This is a genomic window from Hydrogenophaga sp. BPS33 (genome assembly GCF_009859475.1).
Taxonomy (GTDB): Bacteria; Pseudomonadota; Gammaproteobacteria; order Burkholderiales; family Burkholderiaceae_C; genus Hydrogenophaga.
Map to the genome: position 1 here is coordinate 2,419,863 of NZ_CP044549.1, position 19,494 is coordinate 2,439,356.

Here is a 19,494-nt window from a genome sequence, read left to right on the forward strand (position 1 = left end):
GTCGCGGATGAGACATTGGTGGCGGGCCGCGACCCTGTGCTGGCCCGTGCTGTATCGACTCCTGGAGACCTCTTTTTTCATGAAATCCCTGTTCGATTCTCTGATGTCCCCGCGCCGCCGCCGGGTGTTGGCCGCGGCCCTGCTGGGCTCCCTGGGCGTTGCCGCCTGGGCCCAGGCGCCCACCGGCGCCCCCATCCGCATCGGCATGATCGAAGGCCTGTCCGGGCCGATCGCCAACACGGGCGACGCCGTCTTTCGCAACCTCGTCTGGGCCACCGAACGCGTGAACGCGCGCGGCGGCGTCAAGCTGCCCGGTGGCAACCGTCCGCTGGTGATCGAGCGTTTCGACAGCAAGGGCCAGAGCGACGAAGCCCTGTCGGCCCTGCGCTCGGCGATCGACAAAGGCATCACCATCGTCGCCCAGGGCAATTCGTCGGCCGCGGCCAGCGCGCTGATCGACGCCATCAACAAGCACAACGAACGCGACACCGCGCGCCAGGTGCTGTTCCTCAACTACTCGGCGGTCGATCCGGTGCTCACCAACGAGAAGTGCAGCTTCTGGCATTTCCGCTTCGACGCCCACGCCGACATGCGCATGAAGGCCCTCATGAGCGTGCTGCGCGACGACAAGGACGTGAAGAGCATCTACCTGATCGGGCAGGACTACAGCTTTGGCCAGGCCGTGCTGCGCGAGGCGCGCAACCAACTCACCACGTTGCGGCCCGATGTGAAGATCGTCGGCGACGAGCTGCACCCCATGGCCCGGGTGAAGGACTTCATGCCCTATGCCGCCAAGATCAAGGCCAGCGGCGCGCAGGCCGTGCTCACCGGCAACTGGGGCAACGACCTCACGTTGCTGGTGAAGGCCGCACGCGACAGCGGCTATGACGGCAGCTTCTATACCTTCTATGGCAATGCGCTGGGCGCGCCCGCCGCCATGGGCGATGCCGGCATCGGCAAGGTGATCGCCGTGGCCGACTGGTTCCCCAACGTGCCCACGCCCGAGTCCGAGGTCTTCTACAAATCGTTCCGCGAGCGCTTCCCTAGCCCCAGCGACGACTACGTGCACATGCGCATGCAACTGCTGATCGAAGCGCTGGCCCAGGCCATCGAGCGCGCGGGTGCGGCCGGCCCGGTCAACGCGGCGACCATCGCGGCCCAGCTGGAAAAGGCCGACGTCACCCTGGCCGGCCAACGTGCCCGCATGCGCAGTGCCGACCACCAGTTCCAGCAATCGCTGGCCGTGGCGGTGATGGACCGGCAAGGCGCATCGGGTGTGAAATTCGACGTGGAAGGCTCTGGGTATGGCTTTCGCGTGATCCGCAACCTGAACCCGCAGCAGGCCGAGTTGCCGCACAGCTGTACCATGCAGCGACCTTGAAATCGCGGGAGCGGATGGCAATGAGAACGGTGGTCGAACAACTGCAAGCCTCGCGCATCCGCGAAGTGGCCAACGAAGGCCTGGGGCGCGACGATGTGCTGAAGTTCTGGTTCGGCGAAAGCGACGAAGCCACCCCGGGCTTCATCCGCGAGGCGGCCATGGCTTCGTTGCAGGCGGGCGAAACCTTCTACGCGCACAACCTGGGCCTGCCCGCGTTGCGCGAGGCCATAGCCGCCTACACCGAAGGCCTGCACCCCGCGCATCCCGCGACCCACTGGCTGGGCCGCATCGCGGTGACCTCCGGTGGCGTCAACGGCCTCATGCTGGCCTCGCAGGCGCTGGTCGAGGCGGGCGACGACGTCGTGGTGGTCACGCCGGTCTGGCCCAACCTGGCGGCGCAGCCGGCGATTCTGGGCGCGCACGTCAGGCGCGTTGCGCTGCGCGTGCAGGCCGAAGGTCCACGCGCCGGCGCCTGGCAACTCGACATGGACGCCTTGCGCCGGGTCGTGACGCCGACCACGCGTCTGCTGATCGTCAATGCGCCCAACAACCCCACGGGCTGGACCTTGAGCGCGGCCGAACAGCGCGACATCCTCGCGCATTGCCGCCGCACCGGCACCTGGATCCTGGCCGACGAAGTCTATGAGCGCCTGTACTTTGCCGGCGACACCGCCAACGGTGCCGCGCCCAGCTTCCTGGACCTTTGTGAGCCGGACGACCGTGTCATCGTCGCCCACAGTTTTTCCAAAAGCTTCCTCATGACCGGCTGGCGCCTGGGATGGCTGGTGCTGCCGCCGGCGTTGATCGACGCCATCGCCAAGCTGATCGAATACAACACCTCGTGCGCGCCGGTGTTCGTGCAGCGCGCGGCCACCGTGGCGCTGCAGCGGGGCGATGAGGTCACGCCCGCGCTGGTGAGCCACCTGCGGCAGTGCCGCGACACGCTGGTGCCTTTGCTGCGCCAGTTGCCGGGTGTGTCCCTTGCCGAACCTCTTGGTGGCATGTACGCCTTTTTCCGCCTCCAGGGCCAAGACGACTGCCTGGCGCTGGCCAAGCGCCTGGTGCGCGAAGCCGGCCTGGGCCTGGCGCCGGGCAGCGCCTTCGGCCCCGAGGCGGCTGGCTGGCTGCGCTGGTGCTTTGCCAGCCGGGACACGGCGCGGCTGGTGCAGGGGGTGGAGCGCCTGAGCGGGTGGCTGCAGGCCCGGACGGCGGGCGGCCAAACGCGTCTATAATCGTCGGTTGCTGTCTTTTTAGACGGCAGTTCACGCCCGCTGCGGCAGGAAGCTCTTCCAATCGCTGCGACGGGACGCACGTAACGCCAGGCCACTGGCCAAGGAAAACCCATGATTGCTCAATCTGTCAAAGCCGAAGTGATTTCGGCCAACGCCCGCGCCGCCAACGACACCGGCAGCCCCGAGGTGCAAGTCGCCATCCTGACGGCTCGCATCAACGAACTCACCCCCCACTTCAAGACCCACGCCAAGGACCACCATGGCCGCCGCGGTCTGTTGCGCATGGTGAGCCGCCGCCGCAAGCTGCTCGACTACCTCAAGTCCAAGGACGCCGAGCGTTACCTCGCCCTGATCCAGAAACTGGGCCTGCGCAAGTAATTGGCACGGCTGTGACACACGAAACGCCTGAGTTGGTTCGCTGGCTCGGGCGTTTTTTGCTTTTTCGCAGCCCTATTTGATTCCGGAGCCCCGATTACAGAGCGAAGCTGTGTCATTCCAGATAGGTTGTGTGCCCACAGTCTTTCTGGAATGGCATCGTGTTCTGGGTTGAGTCTCCGGGTTTTGTGCAGCCCTGCTGCATGCTGAGCCACCCGCTTCGGGCGGGGGCGTTTAAAGGAGAAAAACCATGAGCCTGTTCAACAAAGCCACCAAGACCTTCCAATGGGGTCCTCATACCGTCACCATGGAAACGGGCGAAATCGCACGCCAGTCCAGCGGCGCCGTGTTGGTCAACATCGATGACACCGTGGTGCTGGCCACCGTGGTCGCCAAGTCCGAAGCCAAGGCGGGTCAAGACTTCTTCCCGCTGACCGTCGACTACACCGAGAAGACGTACGCTGCCGGCAAGATCCCCGGCAGTTTCTTCAAGCGCGAAGGCCGCCCGAGCGAACTCGAAACGCTGACCAGCCGCCTGATCGACCGCCCGATCCGACCCCTGTTCCCCGAAGGCTTCTTCAATGAAGTGCAGGTGATCGTGCACGTGGTGAGCCTGAACCCCGAAGTGCAGGCCGACATCGCCGCGCTGATCGCCACGTCCGCCGCGCTCGCGGTGAGCGGCATTCCCTTCAACGGCCCCATCGGCGCCGCGCGCGTGGGCTATGTCAACGGCGAGTACGTGCTCAACCCGGGCCAGACCCAGTTGAAGAACAGCCAGATGGACCTGGTCGTGGCCGGTACCGAAGCCGCTGTGCTGATGGTCGAGTCCGAAGCCGACCAACTGTCCGAAGAAGTGATGCTGGGTGCCGTGGTCTATGGCCACGACATGGGCAAGATCGCCATTGCCGCCATCAACGACCTCGTGCGCGAAGCCGGCAAGCCGGCTTGGAACTGGCAGCCGCCGGCCAAGAACGAGCCCTTGATCGCCAAGGTCGACGCACTGGCCAAGGCCAAGCTCGAAGCTGCCTACCAGATTCGCAACAAGCAGGCCCGCACCCAGGCTTGCCGCACCGCCTACGCCGATGTGATGGCCGGCCTGAAGGCCGATGGCGTGGAGTTCGACAGCGTGGCCGTCGAAGGCCTGCTGTTCGAGATCGAAGCGAAGATCGTGCGCGGTCAGATCCTGGCGGGCGAACCCCGCATCGACGGCCGCGACACGCGCACCGTGCGCGCCATCGAAATCCGCAACGGCCTGCTGCCGCGCACCCACGGCTCCGCCCTGTTCACGCGTGGCGAAACCCAGGCGCTGGTGGTGGCCACGCTCGGCACCGACCGCGACGCGCAGCGCATCGACGCGCTGGCCGGCGAGTTCGAAGACCGCTTCATGCTCCACTACAACATGCCTCCCTTCGCCACCGGTGAAGCCGGTCGCTTCGGCACGCCCAAGCGCCGCGAAATCGGCCACGGCCGCCTGGCCAAGCGCGCGCTGATCGCTGCGTTGCCGAGCAAGGAAGACTTCCCCTACACCATGCGCGTGGTGTCGGAAATCACCGAGTCCAACGGCTCCTCGTCGATGGCCTCCGTGTGCGGCGGCTGCCTGGCGCTGATGGACGCGGGCGTGCCCATGAAGGCGCACGTGGCCGGCATTGCCATGGGCCTGATCAAGGACGGCAACCGCTTCGCCGTGCTGACCGACATCCTGGGCGATGAAGATCACCTCGGCGACATGGACTTCAAGGTGGCCGGTACCGCCAACGGCATCTCCGCGCTGCAGATGGACATCAAGATCCAGGGCATCACGAAGGAAATCATGCAGGTCGCACTGGCGCAGGCCAAGGAAGCGCGCATGCACATCCTGGGCAAGATGCAGGACGCCATGGGCGAGGCCAAGACCGAAGTGTCCAACTTCGCGCCCAAGCTCTTCACCATGAAGATCAACCCCGAGAAGATCCGCGACGTGATCGGCAAGGGCGGCTCCGTCATCCGCGCGTTGACCGAAGAAACCGGCACGCAGATCAATATCGACGAAGACGGCACCATCACCATCGCGTCGACCGACTCGGCCAAGGCCGACGAAGCCAAGCGCCGCATTGAGCAGATCACCGCCGAAGTGGAAGTGGGCAAGGTCTACGAAGGCCCGGTCACCAAGATCCTGGACTTCGGCGCGCTGATCAACCTGCTCCCCGGCAAGGACGGCCTGCTGCACATCAGCCAGATCGCCCACGAGCGTGTCGAGAAAGTCACCGACTATTTGACCGAAGGCCAGGTCGTTCGCGTGAAGGTCCTCGAGACGGATGAAAAGGGTCGCGTCAAGCTGTCCATGAAGGCGCTGGCCGAACGCGCACCGGCCGAGCAGCCGCAGCAGCAACCCCAGGCCTGATGCCACCGGTGGTGCGGGTGATGCAAGCCATTGAAATCAGCGTTTTCGGTGCGCCCGAGGTCCTGCGCCTGGTCGAGCGGCCGACGCCGGTTGCCGGTGCGGGCGAGGTGCTGATCCGCGTGAGCGCATCGGGCGTGAACCGCCCCGACGTGCTGCAACGCAAAGGCCACTACCCCGTGCCGCCGGGCGCGTCCGACCTTCCCGGTCTCGAGCTGGCAGGTGTGATCGAGTCGGGCGACGCCGCGGCCATGGCCGCCGCAGGGTTGAAGGTGGGCGATCGCGTGTGCGCGCTGGTGGCGGGGGGTGGCTACGCGCAGTGGTGCGTGGCGCCTGCGGCGCAATGCCTGCCCGTGCCCGATGGGCTGGACGACATCGCAGCCGCCTCGTTGCCCGAGACCTTCTTCACCGTCTGGAGCAACGTGTTCGACCGTGGCCGTTTGCAGGCGGGTGAGACCTTGTTGGTGCAAGGCGGCACGAGCGGCATCGGCGTGACCGCGATTCAGATGGCCAAGGCCCTGGGTGCGCGCGTGATCGCCACCGCCGGCAGCGACGACAAGTGCGCCGCGTGCCTCAAGCTCGGTGCCGACCACGCCATCAATTACAAGACCCAGGACTTTGTCGCCGAAGTGGCCCGGCTCACGGACCAGAAGGGCGTCGACGTCATTCTGGATATGGTGGCCGGCTCCTACGCGGCGCGCGAGATCGAGTGCCTGGCCGAAGATGGCCGTCTGGTGATCATTGCGGTGCAAGGCGGGGTCAAGGCCGAATTCAATGCCGGCCTGGTGCTGCGGCGCCGGTTGACCATCACCGGTTCGACCTTGCGGCCGCGTCCCGTGGCGTTCAAGGGCGCGATTGCCGCGTCGCTGCGTGCCCAGGTTTGGCCGCTGCTGGCCGATGGCCGTATCAAGCCGGTGATCCACCAGGTGTTCCCGGCCGCGGAGGCCGCCGCGGCGCACACCTTGATGGAGTCCAACCAGCACATTGGCAAGCTCGTGTTGAGCTGGGCCTGATGAGCAGGCAGAAGAAAAAGCAACCATGAGAAAACTGATCGCAGGCAACTGGAAAATGAACGGCTCGCTGGTCGCCAACGAAGCCTTGGTCAAGGCCATGCTGGATGGCCTCGGTGGGCAGGCGCCCAGGGCCGATATGGCGTTGTGCGCTCCTGCGCCGTACCTCCCTCAGCTGGGTGCGCTGCTGCAAGGCAGCCCGATCACCTGGGGTGCGCAGGATGTGTCGAGCCAGGAGCACGGTGCGTACACCGGCGAGGTGTCGGCGGCCATGTTGCGCGACTTCGGTTGCCGCTATGCCATCGTCGGGCATTCCGAGCGCCGCCAGTACCACGGTGAAACCGATGCGCTGGTGGCCGAGAAGGCGAAGGCGGCATTGTCCAAGGGCATCACACCCATCGTTTGTGTGGGCGAAACATTGGCCGAACGCGAAGCCGGCCAGACGGAAGAAGTCGTCAAGCGCCAGCTGGCCGCCGTCATCCATCTCTGCGGCCACTGCATCACGGAGATCGTGGTGGCGTATGAACCCGTCTGGGCCATCGGCACCGGAAAGACCGCCACGCCCGAGCAGGCGCAGCAGGTGCATGCGGTGTTGCGCGCTCAAATCGCGGCAGCGACGCAGAACGCCGGGCGCGTTCACATCCTGTACGGTGGCAGCATGAACGCGGCCAATGCCGCGACCTTGCTGGCCCAGCCCGATATCGATGGCGGCCTGATCGGCGGTGCATCGCTCAAGGCGCCGGACTTCCTTCAGATCGTGGCTTCGGCCCCTTAAATTCCTCCTCGCATCCTGGTGATGCGAAGACCACCGATATCGATATCCCGGAGAAAAGTATGAACGTTTTGTTGACCATCCTGCAGGTCGTCCAGATCCTGACCGCGCTGGGCATGATCGGCCTGATCCTCATGCAGCACGGCAAGGGCGCCGACGCAGGCGCGGCCTTTGGTGGCGGCGCGGGTTCGGCCAGTCTGTTTGGTGCATCGGGTGGTGCGAACTTCCTGTCCCGTACCACGGCCGTGCTGGCGGCCATCTTCCTGGCCAGTACCTTGGGTCTGGCCTATTTCGGCAACTTGCGCACCGTCGCGCCCAGCGCTGGCAGCGTGCTGGAAGGTGCGGCCATGCCGGCGCAACCGGCGGGTGCTGCGCAACAGATTCCCGGTACGACGACGGTCCCTGTGCCGGCACCCGCCGCGGGCAATGCGGCACCCGCGGACTCCGGCGCTGGCCAGATACCGGCCAAGTAAAAGGCGGTTCACAAGGGCGTCGGTCAGCGAGAAATCGCGCGCCCTGCGGAGGGTTCATGCCGGGATTCATTCCGGCACATCTTCATCTGACCGATTGCTTTGGAAAAACAAAAGGGTGGCCCCGAAACCCGTTGTGTTTCAGGGTAAACTCTATGGGTTGTCAGCAAGGCTCGCACCATTCCTCGCGAGCCCATCCATGCAGACTTAGCCGACGTGGTGAAATTGGTAGACACGCTATCTTGAGGGGGTAGTGGCGAAAGCTGTGCGAGTTCGAGTCTCGCCGTCGGCACCAATCAATGGATAACACGGTTCCACGCCGTGTCAGCGGAATCTACCCACGATGAGTCTCGATCAATACCTCCCCGTCCTCTTGTTTATCTTGGTGGGTATTGCTGTAGGGATCATCCCGCAGGTTCTGGGCTACATCCTCGGCCCCAACCTGCCAGACGCCGAAAAGAATTCTCCCTACGAATGCGGATTCGAGGCATTCGAAGATGCCCGCATGAAGTTCGATGTGCGCTACTACCTGGTGGCCATTCTCTTCATCCTGTTCGACCTCGAAATCGCATTCCTCATTCCCTGGGCCGTGGCGTTCACCGACATTGGTGTCACCGGCTTCGTGGCGGGTGTGGTGTTTCTGGCCATCCTCACCGTGGGCTTTGCCTACGAGTGGAAAAAGGGCGCGCTGGACTGGGAGTGAGATCCACAAGGGCGTGCGTGCGCCGCACCGGAGTGCTACATGATTGAAGGCGTTTTCAAAGAAGGTTTCGTTACCACCAGCTACGACTCGGTGGTGAATTGGGCCAAAACCGGCTCGCTCTGGCCCATGACCTTCGGTCTGGCCTGTTGCGCGGTCGAGATGATGCACGCGGCCGCTGCGCGCTACGACATCGGCCGCTTCGGCTCCGAGGTGTTTCGTGCCAGTCCGCGCCAGTCCGATCTGATGATCGTGGCCGGCACCTTGTGCAACAAGATGGCGCCTGCCCTGCGCAAGGTGTACGACCAGATGGCCGAGCCGCGCTGGGTGCTCTCGATGGGCTCGTGCGCCAACGGCGGTGGCTACTACCACTACAGCTATTCCGTGGTGCGCGGTTGCGATCGCATCGTGCCGGTGGATGTGTACGTGCCCGGTTGCCCGCCCACGGCGGAGGCCTTGCTGTACGGAATCATTCAGCTGCAGCAGAAGATCCGCCGCACCCAGACCATCGCACGGGCCTGAGCGCAGCGCCTCATCGGCATTGCCCCCACGACATTGGCTCAGAAAGAAGAACCACGTTCATGACCGACACCGCCATGACTCCCTACGCCGTCGAGCCCGAGGCGTTGAAATCCGCGCTCGAAGCCTTGCTGGGTGACAAGGCCCAGTCGGTGCACGTGGTGCGCGAAGAGGTCACGCTGACCGTGAAGGCCGCCGACTACCTGGCCGTCATGCAAACCTTGCGCGACGCGCCGCAGACCCGTTTCGAACAACTCATCGATCTTTGCGGCATGGACTACCAGACTTATGGCGACGGTCGCTGGGAAGGCCAGCGTTTTGCTGCGGTGTCGCACCTGCTCTCGGTCACCCACAACCACCGTGTGCGCGTGCGCGTGTTCTGCGATGAAGACGACTTTCCTGTGCTGGCCTCGGTCACGTCCGTGTGGGCATCGGCCAACTGGTTCGAGCGCGAAGCGTTCGACCTCTACGGCATCGTGTTCGAAGGGCACGATGACCTGCGCCGCATCCTGACCGACTACGGCTTCATCGGCCATCCGTTCCGCAAGGACTTCCCGCTGTCCGGGCATGTCGAGATGCGTTACGACGCCGAGCGCCAGCGCGTGATCTACGAACCGGTGACCATCGAGCCGCGTGAAATCACGCCGCGCATCATCCGCGAAGACAACTACGGCGGTCTGCACTGAAATGGCTGAGATCAAGAACTACACCCTGAACTTCGGTCCGCAGCACCCGGCCGCGCACGGCGTGCTGCGCCTCGTGCTGGAGCTCGACGGCGAGGTCGTGCAACGCGCCGACCCGCACATCGGCCTGCTGCACCGCGCCACCGAAAAGCTGGCCGAGCACAAGACCTTCATCCAGTCGCTGCCCTATATGGACCGGCTGGACTATGTCTCGATGATGTGCAACGAGCACGCCTACTGCCTGGCCATCGAGAAGCTGCTGGGCATCGAGGTGCCGATCCGCGCGCAGTACATCCGCGTGATGTTCAGCGAGATCACCCGCCTGCTCAACCACCTGATGTGGCTGGGCTCGCATGGCAACGATTGCGGCAGCTCGACCATCCTGATCTATGCCTTCCGCGAGCGCGAAGACCTGTTCGACATGTACGAGGCCGTGTCGGGTGCTCGCATGCACGCCGCCTACTTCCGTCCGGGCGGCGTGTACCGCGACCTGCCCGACACCATGCCGCAATTCAAGGCCAGCAAGGTGCGCAATGCCCGCGCCATCGCCGGGCTGAACAGCAACCGCCAGGGCTCGCTGCTGGACTTCATCGACGACTTCACCAAGCGCTTTCCGACCTACCTGGCCGAATACCACACGCTGCTCACCGACAACCGCATCTGGAAACAGCGCACGGTGGGCATTGGCGTGGTCACGCCCGAGCGTGCGCTCAACTTGGGCATGACCGGCCCGATGCTGCGCGGCTCCGGCATTGCCTGGGATCTGCGCAAGAAGCAGCCCTACGACGTGTACGGCCAGATGGATTTCGACATTCCGGTGGGCAAGACCGGTGACTGCTACGACCGCTATCTCGTCCGCATGGAAGAGATGAAGCAGTCCAACCGCATCATTGAGCAGTGCGTGAAGTGGCTGCGCGCCAATCCCGGCCCGGTCATCACCGACAACCACAAGGTGGCGCCGCCCGCCCGCGAGGCCATGAAGGCCAACATGGAAGAGCTGATCCACCATTTCAAGCTCTTCACCGAAGGTTTCCACGTGCCCGAGGGCGAAGCCTACGCGGCGGTCGAGCACCCCAAGGGCGAGTTCGGCATCTACCTCGTGAGCGACGGTGCCAACAAACCGTACCGCCTGAAGATCCGTGCGCCTGGATTTGCGCACCTCGCCACCATGGACGAGATGGCGCGCGGCCACATGCTGGCCGACGCGGTGGCCATCATCGGCACCATGGACATTGTTTTCGGAGAGATCGACCGATGAGCACCGTCACGCCCGCGTCCTTCCCGGAGGCCACGATCCGGCGCTTCGACCGCGAGGTCGCGAAGTACCCCGACGAGCAACGCATCTCGGCCGTGATGGCCTGCTTGTCCATCATCCAGCAGGAGCAGGGCTTTGTGAGCCCCGAGGCCGAGGCCGCGCTGGCCGCGTACCTGCGTGTCGAGCCGATCGCGGTGCACGAGGTCACGACCTTCTACAACATGTACAACCAGCGGCCGGTGGGCAAATTCAAGCTCAACGTCTGCACCAACCTGCCGTGCCAATTGCGCGATGGCCAGAAGGCCTTGCACCACCTCGAAGGCAAGCTGGGCATTGCCATGGGCGAGACCACTGCCGATGGCATGTTCACGCTGCAGCAGAGCGAATGCCTGGGCGCTTGCGCCGATTCGCCGGTGATGCTGGTCAACGACCGCCACATGTGCAGTTTCATGAGCAACGAGAAACTCGACCAGCTGATCGACGGCTTGCGGGCTTCGGAAGGACAGTCATGAGCAGTGCCGAACAGATCCTCAGCCAGTTTCGCGCCACCGGCGTGCAAACCTGCTTCCACGGCCGCCACATCAGCCCGCAGATCTACGCCGATCTGAACGGCAGCAACTGGTCGATCAAGGATTACGAAGCGCGCGGCGGCTACCAGGCGCTGCGCAAGATACTGGCGCAAGATGGCGGCGAAGGCCTCACGCAGGACCAGGTGATTGCCACCGTGAAGGAATCGGCGCTGCGCGGCCGTGGCGGCGCGGGCTTTCCCAGTGGTTTGAAGTGGAGCTTCATGCCGCGCCAGTTCCCTGGCCAGAAGTACCTGGTGTGCAACTCCGACGAGGGCGAGCCCGGCACCTGCAAGGACCGCGACATCCTCATGTTCAACCCGCATATCGTCATCGAAGGCATGGCGATCGCGGCGTATGCCATGGGCATCTCGGTGGGCTACAACTACATCCACGGTGAGATCTTCGAGGTGTACGAACGCTTCGAGGCCGCGCTGGAAGAGGCGCGCGCCGCCGGCTATCTGGGCGACAACATCATGGGCTCGAACTACTCGTTCCAGCTGCATGGCCACCATGGTTTCGGTGCCTACATCTGCGGCGAGGAAACCGCGCTGCTCGAATCGCTCGAAGGCAAGAAGGGCCAGCCGCGCTTCAAGCCGCCGTTCCCGGCGAGCTTCGGCCTGTACGGCAAGCCCACCACCATCAACAACACCGAGACCTTCGCGGCGGTGCCTTGGATCATCCGCAACGGTGGCCAGGCGTACCTCGAATGCGGCAAGCCCAACAACGGCGGTACCAAGATCTTCTCGATCTCGGGCGACGTGGAACTGCCCGGTAACTACGAAATTCCGCTGGGCACGCCGTTCTCCAAGCTGCTCGAACTCGCGGGTGGCGTGCGCAAAGGGCGCCAGCTCAAGGCCGTGATCCCCGGTGGATCCTCGGCGCCTGTGCTGCCCGCGCACATCATGATGGAGTGCACGATGGACTACGATTCCATCGCCAAGGCCGGCTCCATGCTGGGCTCGGGCGCCGTCATCGTGATGGACGACTCGCGCGACATGGTCGAGTCGCTCAAGCGCCTGTCGTATTTCTACATGCACGAGTCCTGTGGCCAGTGCACGCCGTGCCGCGAAGGCACGGGCTGGCTCTGGCGCATGGTCGACCGCATCGACCGCGGCCTGGGCAAGCCGTCCGACATGGCGCTGCTCGACAACGTGGCCGAAAACATCATGGGCCGCACCATCTGCGCCCTGGGCGACGCGGCGGCCATGCCGGTGCGCGCCATGATCAAACACTTCCGGCATGAGTTCGAGGCCAAGATCGCGGCCGCTCAGTCGCCAGCCAAGGCTGCTTAAGGCCCAAGAGAAGAAACTCCCATGGTTGAAATCGAACTCGACGGCAAGAAGGTGGAAGTGCCCCCAGGCAGCATGGTGATGCATGCGGCCGAGAAGGCGGGCACCTACATTCCGCACTTCTGCTATCACAAGAAACTGTCCATCGCGGCCAACTGCCGCATGTGCCTGGTCGACGTGGAGAAGGCACCCAAGCCCATGCCGGCCTGCGCCACGCCCGTCACGCAGGGCATGATCGTGCGCACCAAGAGCGACAAGGCGATCAAGGCCCAGCAGTCGGTGATGGAGTTCCTGCTCATCAACCACCCGCTGGATTGCCCGATCTGCGACCAGGGCGGCGAATGCCAGCTGCAGGATCTGGCCGTGGGTTATGGCAGCTCGGGTTCGCGCTACGAAGAAGAAAAGCGCGTGGTCTTCCACAAGGACGTGGGTCCGCTGATCTCCATGGAAGAGATGAGCCGCTGCATCCACTGCACGCGCTGCGTGCGCTTCGGCCAGGAAGTGGCCGGCGTGATGGAGCTGGGCATGTCGCACCGTGGCGAACATGCCGAGATCGAGACCTTCCTGGGCGACACGGTGGACTCCGAACTCTCGGGCAACATGATCGACATCTGCCCGGTAGGCGCGCTTACCAGCAAGCCGTTCCGCTACAGCGCCCGTACCTGGGAACTCTCGCGCCGCAAGAGCGTGAGCCCGCACGATTCCACCGGTGCCAACCTGATCGTTCAGGTGAAGAACCACAAGGTCATGCGCGTCGTCCCGCTGGAGAACGAAGCCGTCAACGAATGCTGGATCGCCGACCGCGACCGCTTCTCGTACGAAGCCGTCAACAGCGAAGACCGCCTGACCGCGCCCATGCTCAAGCAGGGCGGTGAATGGCACACGGTCGACTGGCAGACCGCGCTCGAATACGTGGCCAATGGCTTGAAGCAGGTCAAGAACGAGAACGGCGCCGGTGCCATCGGCGTGCTCGCCAGCCCGCACAGCACGCTCGAAGAGCTGGCCCTGGCGGGGGCACTGGTGCGCGGCCTGGGCAGCCAGAACATCGACGCCCGCCTGCGCCACGCCGACTTTGCCAACGCAGCGCCCGCAGGCGCCGCGCGCTGGCTGGGCCGGTCGATCGCCTCGCTCTCCACGCTGCAGCGCGTGCTGGTCATCGGCTCGAACTTGCGCAAGGACCATCCCTTGTTCGCGCAGCGCATCCGCCAGGCGCAACGCAAGGGTGCGCAAGTCAACGCGCTCCATGCCGTGGCGCAAGACTGGGCCATGCCGGTGAAAAACACTGTGCTGGCCGACAGCGCTCACTGGGTCAGTGCCCTGGCCGGCATCGCCGCCGCCATCGGCGCCGAAACCGGTGCCGCAGCCCCTGTGGACGCAGAGGCCACCGACGCGCACCGCGCAGTCGCCAAGTCTCTGCTGGGTGGGGAGCACAAGGCCATCCTGCTCGGCAACGCCGCCGCCCATCACAGCAAGGGCTCGAGCCTGCTCGAGCTGGCGAACTGGATCGCGCAACAGACCGGCGCCAGCGTCGGCTACTTGAGCGAAGCCGCCAACACCGTGGGCGCGCAACTCGTGAATGCTGTGCCAGGGCAGGGCGGTCTGAACGCCGGCCAGATGCTGGGCGGCCAACTGCGCGCGGCCATCCTGCTGAACACCGAGCCCGCGCACGACAGCGCAGCGGGTGCGCAGGGCCTGACGTCTGCCGGCATGGTGGTCACGCTCAGCCCGTTCAAGACCAACCTGGACATCAGCGACGTGCTGCTGCCGATCGCTCCCTTCACCGAAACCTCGGGCTCCTTCGTCAATGCCGAAGGCCGTCTGCAAAGCTTCCACGCCGTCGTGCGTCCGCTGGGCGATACGCGCCCGGCCTGGAAGGTACTGCGCGTGCTGGGCAACCTGTTGAGCCTGCCCGGTTTCGATGCCGATTCGTCGCAAGCCGTGCTGTCGGCCGCGCTGCCCGGCTTGACCAACGGTGACGTGGTCGACGCCGCTCGCTTGTCCAACGCCAGCTCGGCCTCGATCGACATGGCTGCGGCCGAAGTGGCGCCCTGCGTGGCTTCGATCTACCAGCTCGATGGCCTGGTGCGCCGCTCGACGGCCTTGCAACTCACCGCCGATGCGCGTGCCGCGCAGGCAGCCGTGGAAGGAGCCACCGCGTGATCGATGCGATGTACAACGGCGGCCTGGGTCTGATCGCCGCTTCCTGGTGGACCACCGGCGCGTGGCCCGTGATCTGGAACCTGATCAAGATCGTGGCCGTGCTCGCGCCGCTGATGGGCCTGGTGGCCTACCTCACGCTGTGGGAGCGCAAGCTGCTGGGCTGGATCCAGGTGCGCCATGGCCCCAACCGCGTGGGCCCCATGGGCTTGCTGCAGCCGATCGCCGACGCGCTCAAGCTGCTGACCAAGGAACTGATCCGTCCGAGCGCGGCCAGCAATGGCTTGTTCCGTCTCGGTCCGGTCATGGCCATCATGCCGGCGTTGGCTGCGTGGGTCGCGATTCCGTTCGGCCCCGAGGCGATCATCGCCAACGTGAACGCCGGGTTGCTGGTGGTGCTGGCTATCACCTCGATCGAGGTCTACGGCGTGATCATCGCGGGCTGGGCTTCCAACTCCAAGTACGCCTTCCTGGGCGCGCTGCGCGCTTCGGCACAGATGGTGAGCTACGAAATCGCCATCGGCTTCTGTTTCCTCGTGGTCGTCATGACCGCCGGCAGCCTGCACCTGGGTGAGATCGTGGCCTCGCAATCGCGCGGCATGGGCGCCAACATGGGCCTGGACTTCCTGTCCTGGAACTGGCTGCCGCTGCTGCCGATCTTCTTCGTCTACCTGATCTCCGGCGTGGCCGAGACCAACCGCCACCCGTTCGACGTGGTGGAAGGCGAAGCGGAAATCGTGGCCGGCCACATGGTCGAGTACTCTGGCATGGGCTTCGCCATCTTCTTCCTGGCGGAGTACGCCAGCATGTGGCTGGTGTCGGTGCTGGCCGTGCTGTTGTTCCTGGGTGGCTGGCTCTCGCCATTTGCCGCGCTCGAGTTCATCCCCGGCTGGATCTGGCTGGGCATCAAGACCTGTGTCGTGGTGTCCATGTTCATCTGGATCCGCGCCACCTTCCCACGCTTCCGCTACGACCAGATCATGCGTCTGGGCTGGAAGATTTTCATTCCTGTCACCTTGATCTGGCTGGTTCTGGTGGGCGCGTTCATGCAGACCCCCTGGAACATCTGGAAATAAAGCAGGCGAGAAAAACATGTCCACGACCACGGCCGTTGCGCCTTTCTCCTTCCGCGACTTCTTCAACAGTTTCCTGCTGGTGGAGCTGTTCAAGGGCATGGCCCTGACGGGCCGCTACGCGTTCAAGCGCAAGATCACGGTGCAGTTCCCCGAGGAAAAAACGCCGCTGTCGCCGCGCTTTCGCGGCCTGCACGCCCTGCGCCGTTATGAAAACGGCGAAGAGCGCTGCATCGCCTGCAAGCTGTGCGAAGCCGTATGCCCCGCTGTGGCGATCACCATCGAGTCCGATGTGCGCGACGATGGCTCGCGCCGCACCACGCGTTACGACATCGACCTGACCAAGTGCATCTTCTGCGGCTTCTGCGAAGAAAGCTGCCCGGTCGACTCCATCGTGGAGACGCACGTCTTCGAATACCACGGCGAGAAGCGCGGGGACCTGTACTTCACCAAGGAAATGCTGCTGGCCGTGGGCGACCGCTACGAGTCCGAGATCGCTGCTGCCCGGGCCGCTGACGCCCCCTACCGCTGATCCACACCGCGCCACTTCTTTCGGCCTGAGCAGAAGACACAAGAACACAGACGCCATGGACTACCAGACCGGCTTTTTCTACCTATTCGCCGCGGTGCTGCTGTTTGCCGGCTACCGCGTGATCACTGCGCGCAACCCGGTGCACGCCGTGCTGTTCCTCATGCTAGCCTTCTCGCAGGCCGCCGCCCTGTGGCTGCTGCTCAAGGCCGAGTTCCTGGGCATCACGCTGGTGCTGGTGTACCTGGGCGCGGTGATGGTGCTGTTCCTGTTTGTCGTGATGATGCTGGACATCAACCTGGACACGGTGCGCAAGGGTTTCTGGCGGCATTTCCCGCTGGCCGCCGTGCTGGGTGGCTTGGTGGCTGCCGAACTCATTGCTGTGCTCTGGGCCGGTTTCCCGTCGATCTCGGCCGCGCCGGAAGTGGCGGCTCAGGCCGCCAACTATTCCAACACCCGTGAACTCGGCGTGCTGCTGTACACCGAGTACCTCTATCCCATTCAAGTGGCTGGCGTGATCCTGCTGGTGGCGATGATCACCGCCATCGCGCTGACCCTGCGCCAGCGCAAGGACAGCAAGGCCATCAACCCCAACCTGCAGGTGCACGTGCGCGCCAAGGACCGCTTGGTGGTGCTGCCCATGAGCGCCACGCAGAAAGCCGCACCCGCCGTCGAAGCCGCCGCTGCCCCGGAGGGCCAGAAACCATGAACCTGACCCTGGGCCATTTCCTCGCCGTCGGCGCGATCCTGTTCGCGATCTCGGTCGTGGGCATCTTTCTCAACCGCAAGAACCTCATCGTGTTGCTGATGGCCATCGAGCTGATGCTGCTGGCCGTCAACATGAACTTCGTGGCGTTCTCGCACTATCTGGGCGACCTGCACGGCCAGATCTTCGTGTTTTTCATCCTGACCGTGGCCGCCGCCGAATCGGCGATCGGTCTGGCCATTCTGGTGCTGCTGTTCCGCAACAAGTCGTCGATCAGCGTCGAAGAGCTCAACACCCTCAAGGGTTGAGGCCAGGGCCACCCACACGAGAACTCAGGCAAGAACCCCATGAGCACCACCCTCTCTGCAAGCACACTGCTCGCCGTTCCGCTGGCTCCCCTGGTGGGCTCGGCGATCGCCGGCATTCTGGGCACCACCTTCGGCGGCAACCTGATCGGCCGCCGCGCCTCGCACACCTTCACCATCCTCGGTGTGTTGATCGCCTTCATCCTCTCGGCCATGACGCTCAAGAGTGTGGCCGTGGATGGCGCGCGTTTCAACGAGACCCTCTACACCTGGATGGTGGTGGGCGGCCTGAAGATGGAGATCGGCTTCCTGGTCGACGGCCTCACCGCCATGATGATGGTGGTGGTCACCTTCGTCTCGCTCATGGTGCACCTCTACACCATCGGCTACATGGAAGAAGACGCCGGCTACAACCGCTTCTTCGCCTATATCTCGCTGTTTACCTTCTCCATGCTCATGCTGGTCATGAGCAACAACCTGCTGCAGCTCTTCTTCGGCTGGGAGGCGGTGGGTCTGGTGTCGTATCTGCTGATCGGTTTCTGGTTCAACAAGCCCACGGCGATCTTCGCCAACATGAAGGCCTTCCTGGTCAACCGCGTGGGTGACTTCGGCTTCATCCTGGGCATCGGTCTGATCGTGGCCTATGCCGGGACCATGAACTACACCGAGGTGTTCGCCAAGGCGCCCGAACTCGGCAAACTCGGCTTCCCCGGCACCGACTGGCTGCTGATCACCGTGATCTGCATCTGCCTGTTCATTGGCGCCATGGGCAAGAGCGCGCAGTTCCCGCTGCACGTCTGGCTGCCCGACTCCATGGAAGGCCCCACGCCGATCTCCGCGCTGATCCACGCCGCCACCATGGTGACGGCCGGCATCTTCATGGTCGCGCGCATGTCGCCGCTGTTTGAACTTTCGGACACCGCGCTCAACTTCATCCTCATCATCGGCGCCATCACCGCGCTGTTCATGGGCTTCCTGGGCATCATCCAGAACGACATCAAGCGCGTCGTCGCGTACTCCACGCTCTCGCAGCTCGGCTACATGACGGTGGCGCTGGGCGCCTCGGCCTACTCGGTGGCGGTGTTCCACCTCATGACCCACGCCTTCTTCAAGGCCTTGCTGTTCCTCGCGGCAGGCTCGGTCATCATGGGTCTGCACCACAACCAGGACATCCGCTGGATGGGCGCTGTGCGCAAGTACATGCCCATCACCTGGATCACCTCGTTGCTGGGCACGCTGGCGCTGATCGGCACGCCGCTGTTCTCCGGCTTCTATTCCAAGGACAGCATCATCGAGGCGGTGCATTTCAGCAACCTGCCGGCCGCGGGCTTCGCGCACTTCGCGGTGTTGGCCGGCGTGTTCGTGACCTCGTTCTACTCGTTCCGCCTCTACTTCCTGGTGTTCCATGGCAAGGAGCGCTACGACCAGAACCCGGACGCGCACCACGACCATCACGATGACCATGGCCACGACGACCACGGCCATGGCGACGGCAAACCGCACGAGTCACCCTGGGTGGTGACGGTGCCGCTGCTCTTGCTGGCGGTGCCTTCGGTGGTGATCGGCTTCATGACCATCCAGCCGATGGTGTTCGGCGACTTCTTCAAGGATGCGATCACCATCGACACGGCGCTCCACCCGGCCATGGCCCGGTTTGCCGAAGAGTTTCACGGTCCGCTGGCCATGGCGTTACACGCGCTGAAGACCGCACCGCTGTACCTCGCCCTGGCCGGCGCGGTGCTCGCCTGGTACATGTACCTGATCAACCCGGCGGTGCCTGCCGCCATCGGCCGCGCGCTGCGCCCGATCGTGGTGATCCTGGAGAACAAGTACTACATGGACTGGTTCAACGAGAACGTGCTCGCTCGGGGCGCGCGCGCCCTCGGCGTGGGCCTGTGGAAGGGTGGCGACCGCGGCGTGATCGAAGGCGGTGTGGTCAACGCCAGCTGGAAGATCGTGGGCGCGGTGTCGTCGGTGGTGCGCCGGGCGCAGACCGGCTACCTGTACCACTACGCGCTCATGATGATCGTGGGCGTGCTGCTGTTCATGACGTATTTCGTCTGGCTCGCCAAATAAGAAGAGGGATAACAAG

Annotated in this window: 19 protein-coding genes and 1 tRNA gene; all 20 read left to right on the forward strand. The window is 64.3% G+C overall.

Features of this window, described 5'->3' with window-relative positions:
- Positions 1–103 precede the first annotated feature (103 nt).
- The 20 genes from F9K07_RS11250 (at position 104) to nuoL (ending at position 19,478) form a co-directional block, all read left to right on the forward strand.
- On the forward strand, positions 104–1,381 hold the full coding sequence (locus F9K07_RS11250; RefSeq protein ID WP_201451576.1) for a branched-chain amino acid ABC transporter substrate-binding protein: 1,278 nt from the start codon (positions 104–106) through the stop codon (positions 1,379–1,381).
- Positions 1,378–2,613: a pyridoxal phosphate-dependent aminotransferase gene (locus F9K07_RS11255; protein WP_268894755.1), complete on the forward strand. Its 1,236-nt coding sequence runs from the start codon at positions 1,378–1,380 to the stop codon at positions 2,611–2,613. Before F9K07_RS11250 ends, F9K07_RS11255 begins: the two co-directional genes overlap by 4 nt.
- A 111-nt stretch (positions 2,614–2,724) precedes the next feature.
- The gene (rpsO, locus tag F9K07_RS11260) at positions 2,725–2,991 is read left to right on the forward strand and encodes a 30S ribosomal protein S15 (RefSeq protein WP_159592959.1); all 267 of its coding nucleotides are present in this window, start codon (positions 2,725–2,727) and stop codon (positions 2,989–2,991) included.
- A gap of 247 nt (positions 2,992–3,238) precedes the next feature.
- Positions 3,239–5,368 carry a polyribonucleotide nucleotidyltransferase gene (gene pnp / locus F9K07_RS11265; RefSeq protein ID WP_159592962.1) on the forward strand — a complete coding sequence of 710 codons (2,130 nt, stop codon included), beginning with the start codon at positions 3,239–3,241 and terminating at the stop codon, positions 5,366–5,368.
- Between the two features lie 20 nt (positions 5,369–5,388).
- Positions 5,389–6,378, forward strand: coding sequence for an NAD(P)H-quinone oxidoreductase (locus F9K07_RS11270; RefSeq protein ID WP_159592965.1), 990 nt, complete (start codon positions 5,389–5,391; stop codon positions 6,376–6,378).
- Between the two features lie 25 nt (positions 6,379–6,403).
- A complete protein-coding gene (gene tpiA, locus F9K07_RS11275; RefSeq protein ID WP_159592968.1) occupies positions 6,404–7,150 on the forward strand; it encodes a triose-phosphate isomerase in 747 nt (248 codons plus the stop codon).
- 59 nt (positions 7,151–7,209) lie between these two features.
- Positions 7,210–7,620 (forward strand): preprotein translocase subunit SecG, encoded by a 411-nt coding sequence (secG, locus tag F9K07_RS11280; protein ID WP_159592971.1) that lies wholly within the window; start codon positions 7,210–7,212, stop codon positions 7,618–7,620.
- Positions 7,621–7,827: 207 nt separating this feature from the next.
- Positions 7,828–7,912, forward strand: a tRNA-Leu gene (locus tag F9K07_RS11285).
- Positions 7,913–7,960: 48 nt separating this feature from the next.
- Complete coding sequence (locus tag F9K07_RS11290; RefSeq protein ID WP_159592974.1) at positions 7,961–8,320, forward strand: NADH-quinone oxidoreductase subunit A; 360 nt, start codon at positions 7,961–7,963, stop codon at positions 8,318–8,320.
- 39 nt (positions 8,321–8,359) lie between these two features.
- Complete coding sequence (locus F9K07_RS11295; protein ID WP_056273769.1) at positions 8,360–8,839, forward strand: NuoB/complex I 20 kDa subunit family protein; 480 nt, start codon at positions 8,360–8,362, stop codon at positions 8,837–8,839.
- A 74-nt stretch (positions 8,840–8,913) separates the two neighbouring features.
- On the forward strand, positions 8,914–9,522 hold the full coding sequence (locus tag F9K07_RS11300; RefSeq protein ID WP_159596898.1) for an NADH-quinone oxidoreductase subunit C: 609 nt from the start codon (positions 8,914–8,916) through the stop codon (positions 9,520–9,522).
- Between the two features lies 1 nt (position 9,523).
- Positions 9,524–10,777, forward strand: coding sequence for an NADH-quinone oxidoreductase subunit D (locus F9K07_RS11305; protein WP_159592977.1), 1,254 nt, complete (start codon positions 9,524–9,526; stop codon positions 10,775–10,777).
- Entirely contained in the window at positions 10,774–11,286 is a 513-nt protein-coding gene (gene nuoE / locus F9K07_RS11310; protein WP_159592980.1) for an NADH-quinone oxidoreductase subunit NuoE, read from the forward strand. Before F9K07_RS11305 ends, nuoE begins: the two co-directional genes overlap by 4 nt.
- On the forward strand, positions 11,283–12,635 hold the full coding sequence (gene nuoF, locus F9K07_RS11315; RefSeq protein ID WP_159592983.1) for an NADH-quinone oxidoreductase subunit NuoF: 1,353 nt from the start codon (positions 11,283–11,285) through the stop codon (positions 12,633–12,635). Before nuoE ends, nuoF begins: the two co-directional genes overlap by 4 nt.
- A gap of 21 nt (positions 12,636–12,656) precedes the next feature.
- The gene (gene nuoG, locus F9K07_RS11320) at positions 12,657–14,792 is read left to right on the forward strand and encodes an NADH-quinone oxidoreductase subunit NuoG (RefSeq protein WP_159592986.1); all 2,136 of its coding nucleotides are present in this window, start codon (positions 12,657–12,659) and stop codon (positions 14,790–14,792) included.
- Positions 14,789–15,865 (forward strand): NADH-quinone oxidoreductase subunit NuoH, encoded by a 1,077-nt coding sequence (gene nuoH / locus F9K07_RS11325; RefSeq protein ID WP_159592989.1) that lies wholly within the window; start codon positions 14,789–14,791, stop codon positions 15,863–15,865. Before nuoG ends, nuoH begins: the two co-directional genes overlap by 4 nt.
- A 16-nt stretch (positions 15,866–15,881) precedes the next feature.
- Complete coding sequence (nuoI, locus tag F9K07_RS11330) at positions 15,882–16,394, forward strand: NADH-quinone oxidoreductase subunit NuoI (protein WP_159592992.1); 513 nt, start codon at positions 15,882–15,884, stop codon at positions 16,392–16,394.
- A 55-nt stretch (positions 16,395–16,449) separates the two neighbouring features.
- Complete coding sequence (locus F9K07_RS11335) at positions 16,450–17,100, forward strand: NADH-quinone oxidoreductase subunit J (RefSeq protein ID WP_159592995.1); 651 nt, start codon at positions 16,450–16,452, stop codon at positions 17,098–17,100.
- On the forward strand, positions 17,097–17,405 hold the full coding sequence (nuoK, locus tag F9K07_RS11340) for an NADH-quinone oxidoreductase subunit NuoK (protein WP_159592998.1): 309 nt from the start codon (positions 17,097–17,099) through the stop codon (positions 17,403–17,405). The genes F9K07_RS11335 and nuoK overlap by 4 nt, the downstream gene beginning before the upstream one ends.
- Positions 17,406–17,444: 39 nt before the next feature.
- The gene (gene nuoL / locus F9K07_RS11345) at positions 17,445–19,478 is read left to right on the forward strand and encodes an NADH-quinone oxidoreductase subunit L (protein ID WP_159593001.1); all 2,034 of its coding nucleotides are present in this window, start codon (positions 17,445–17,447) and stop codon (positions 19,476–19,478) included.
- The last annotated feature ends 16 nt before the right edge of the window (positions 19,479–19,494 follow it).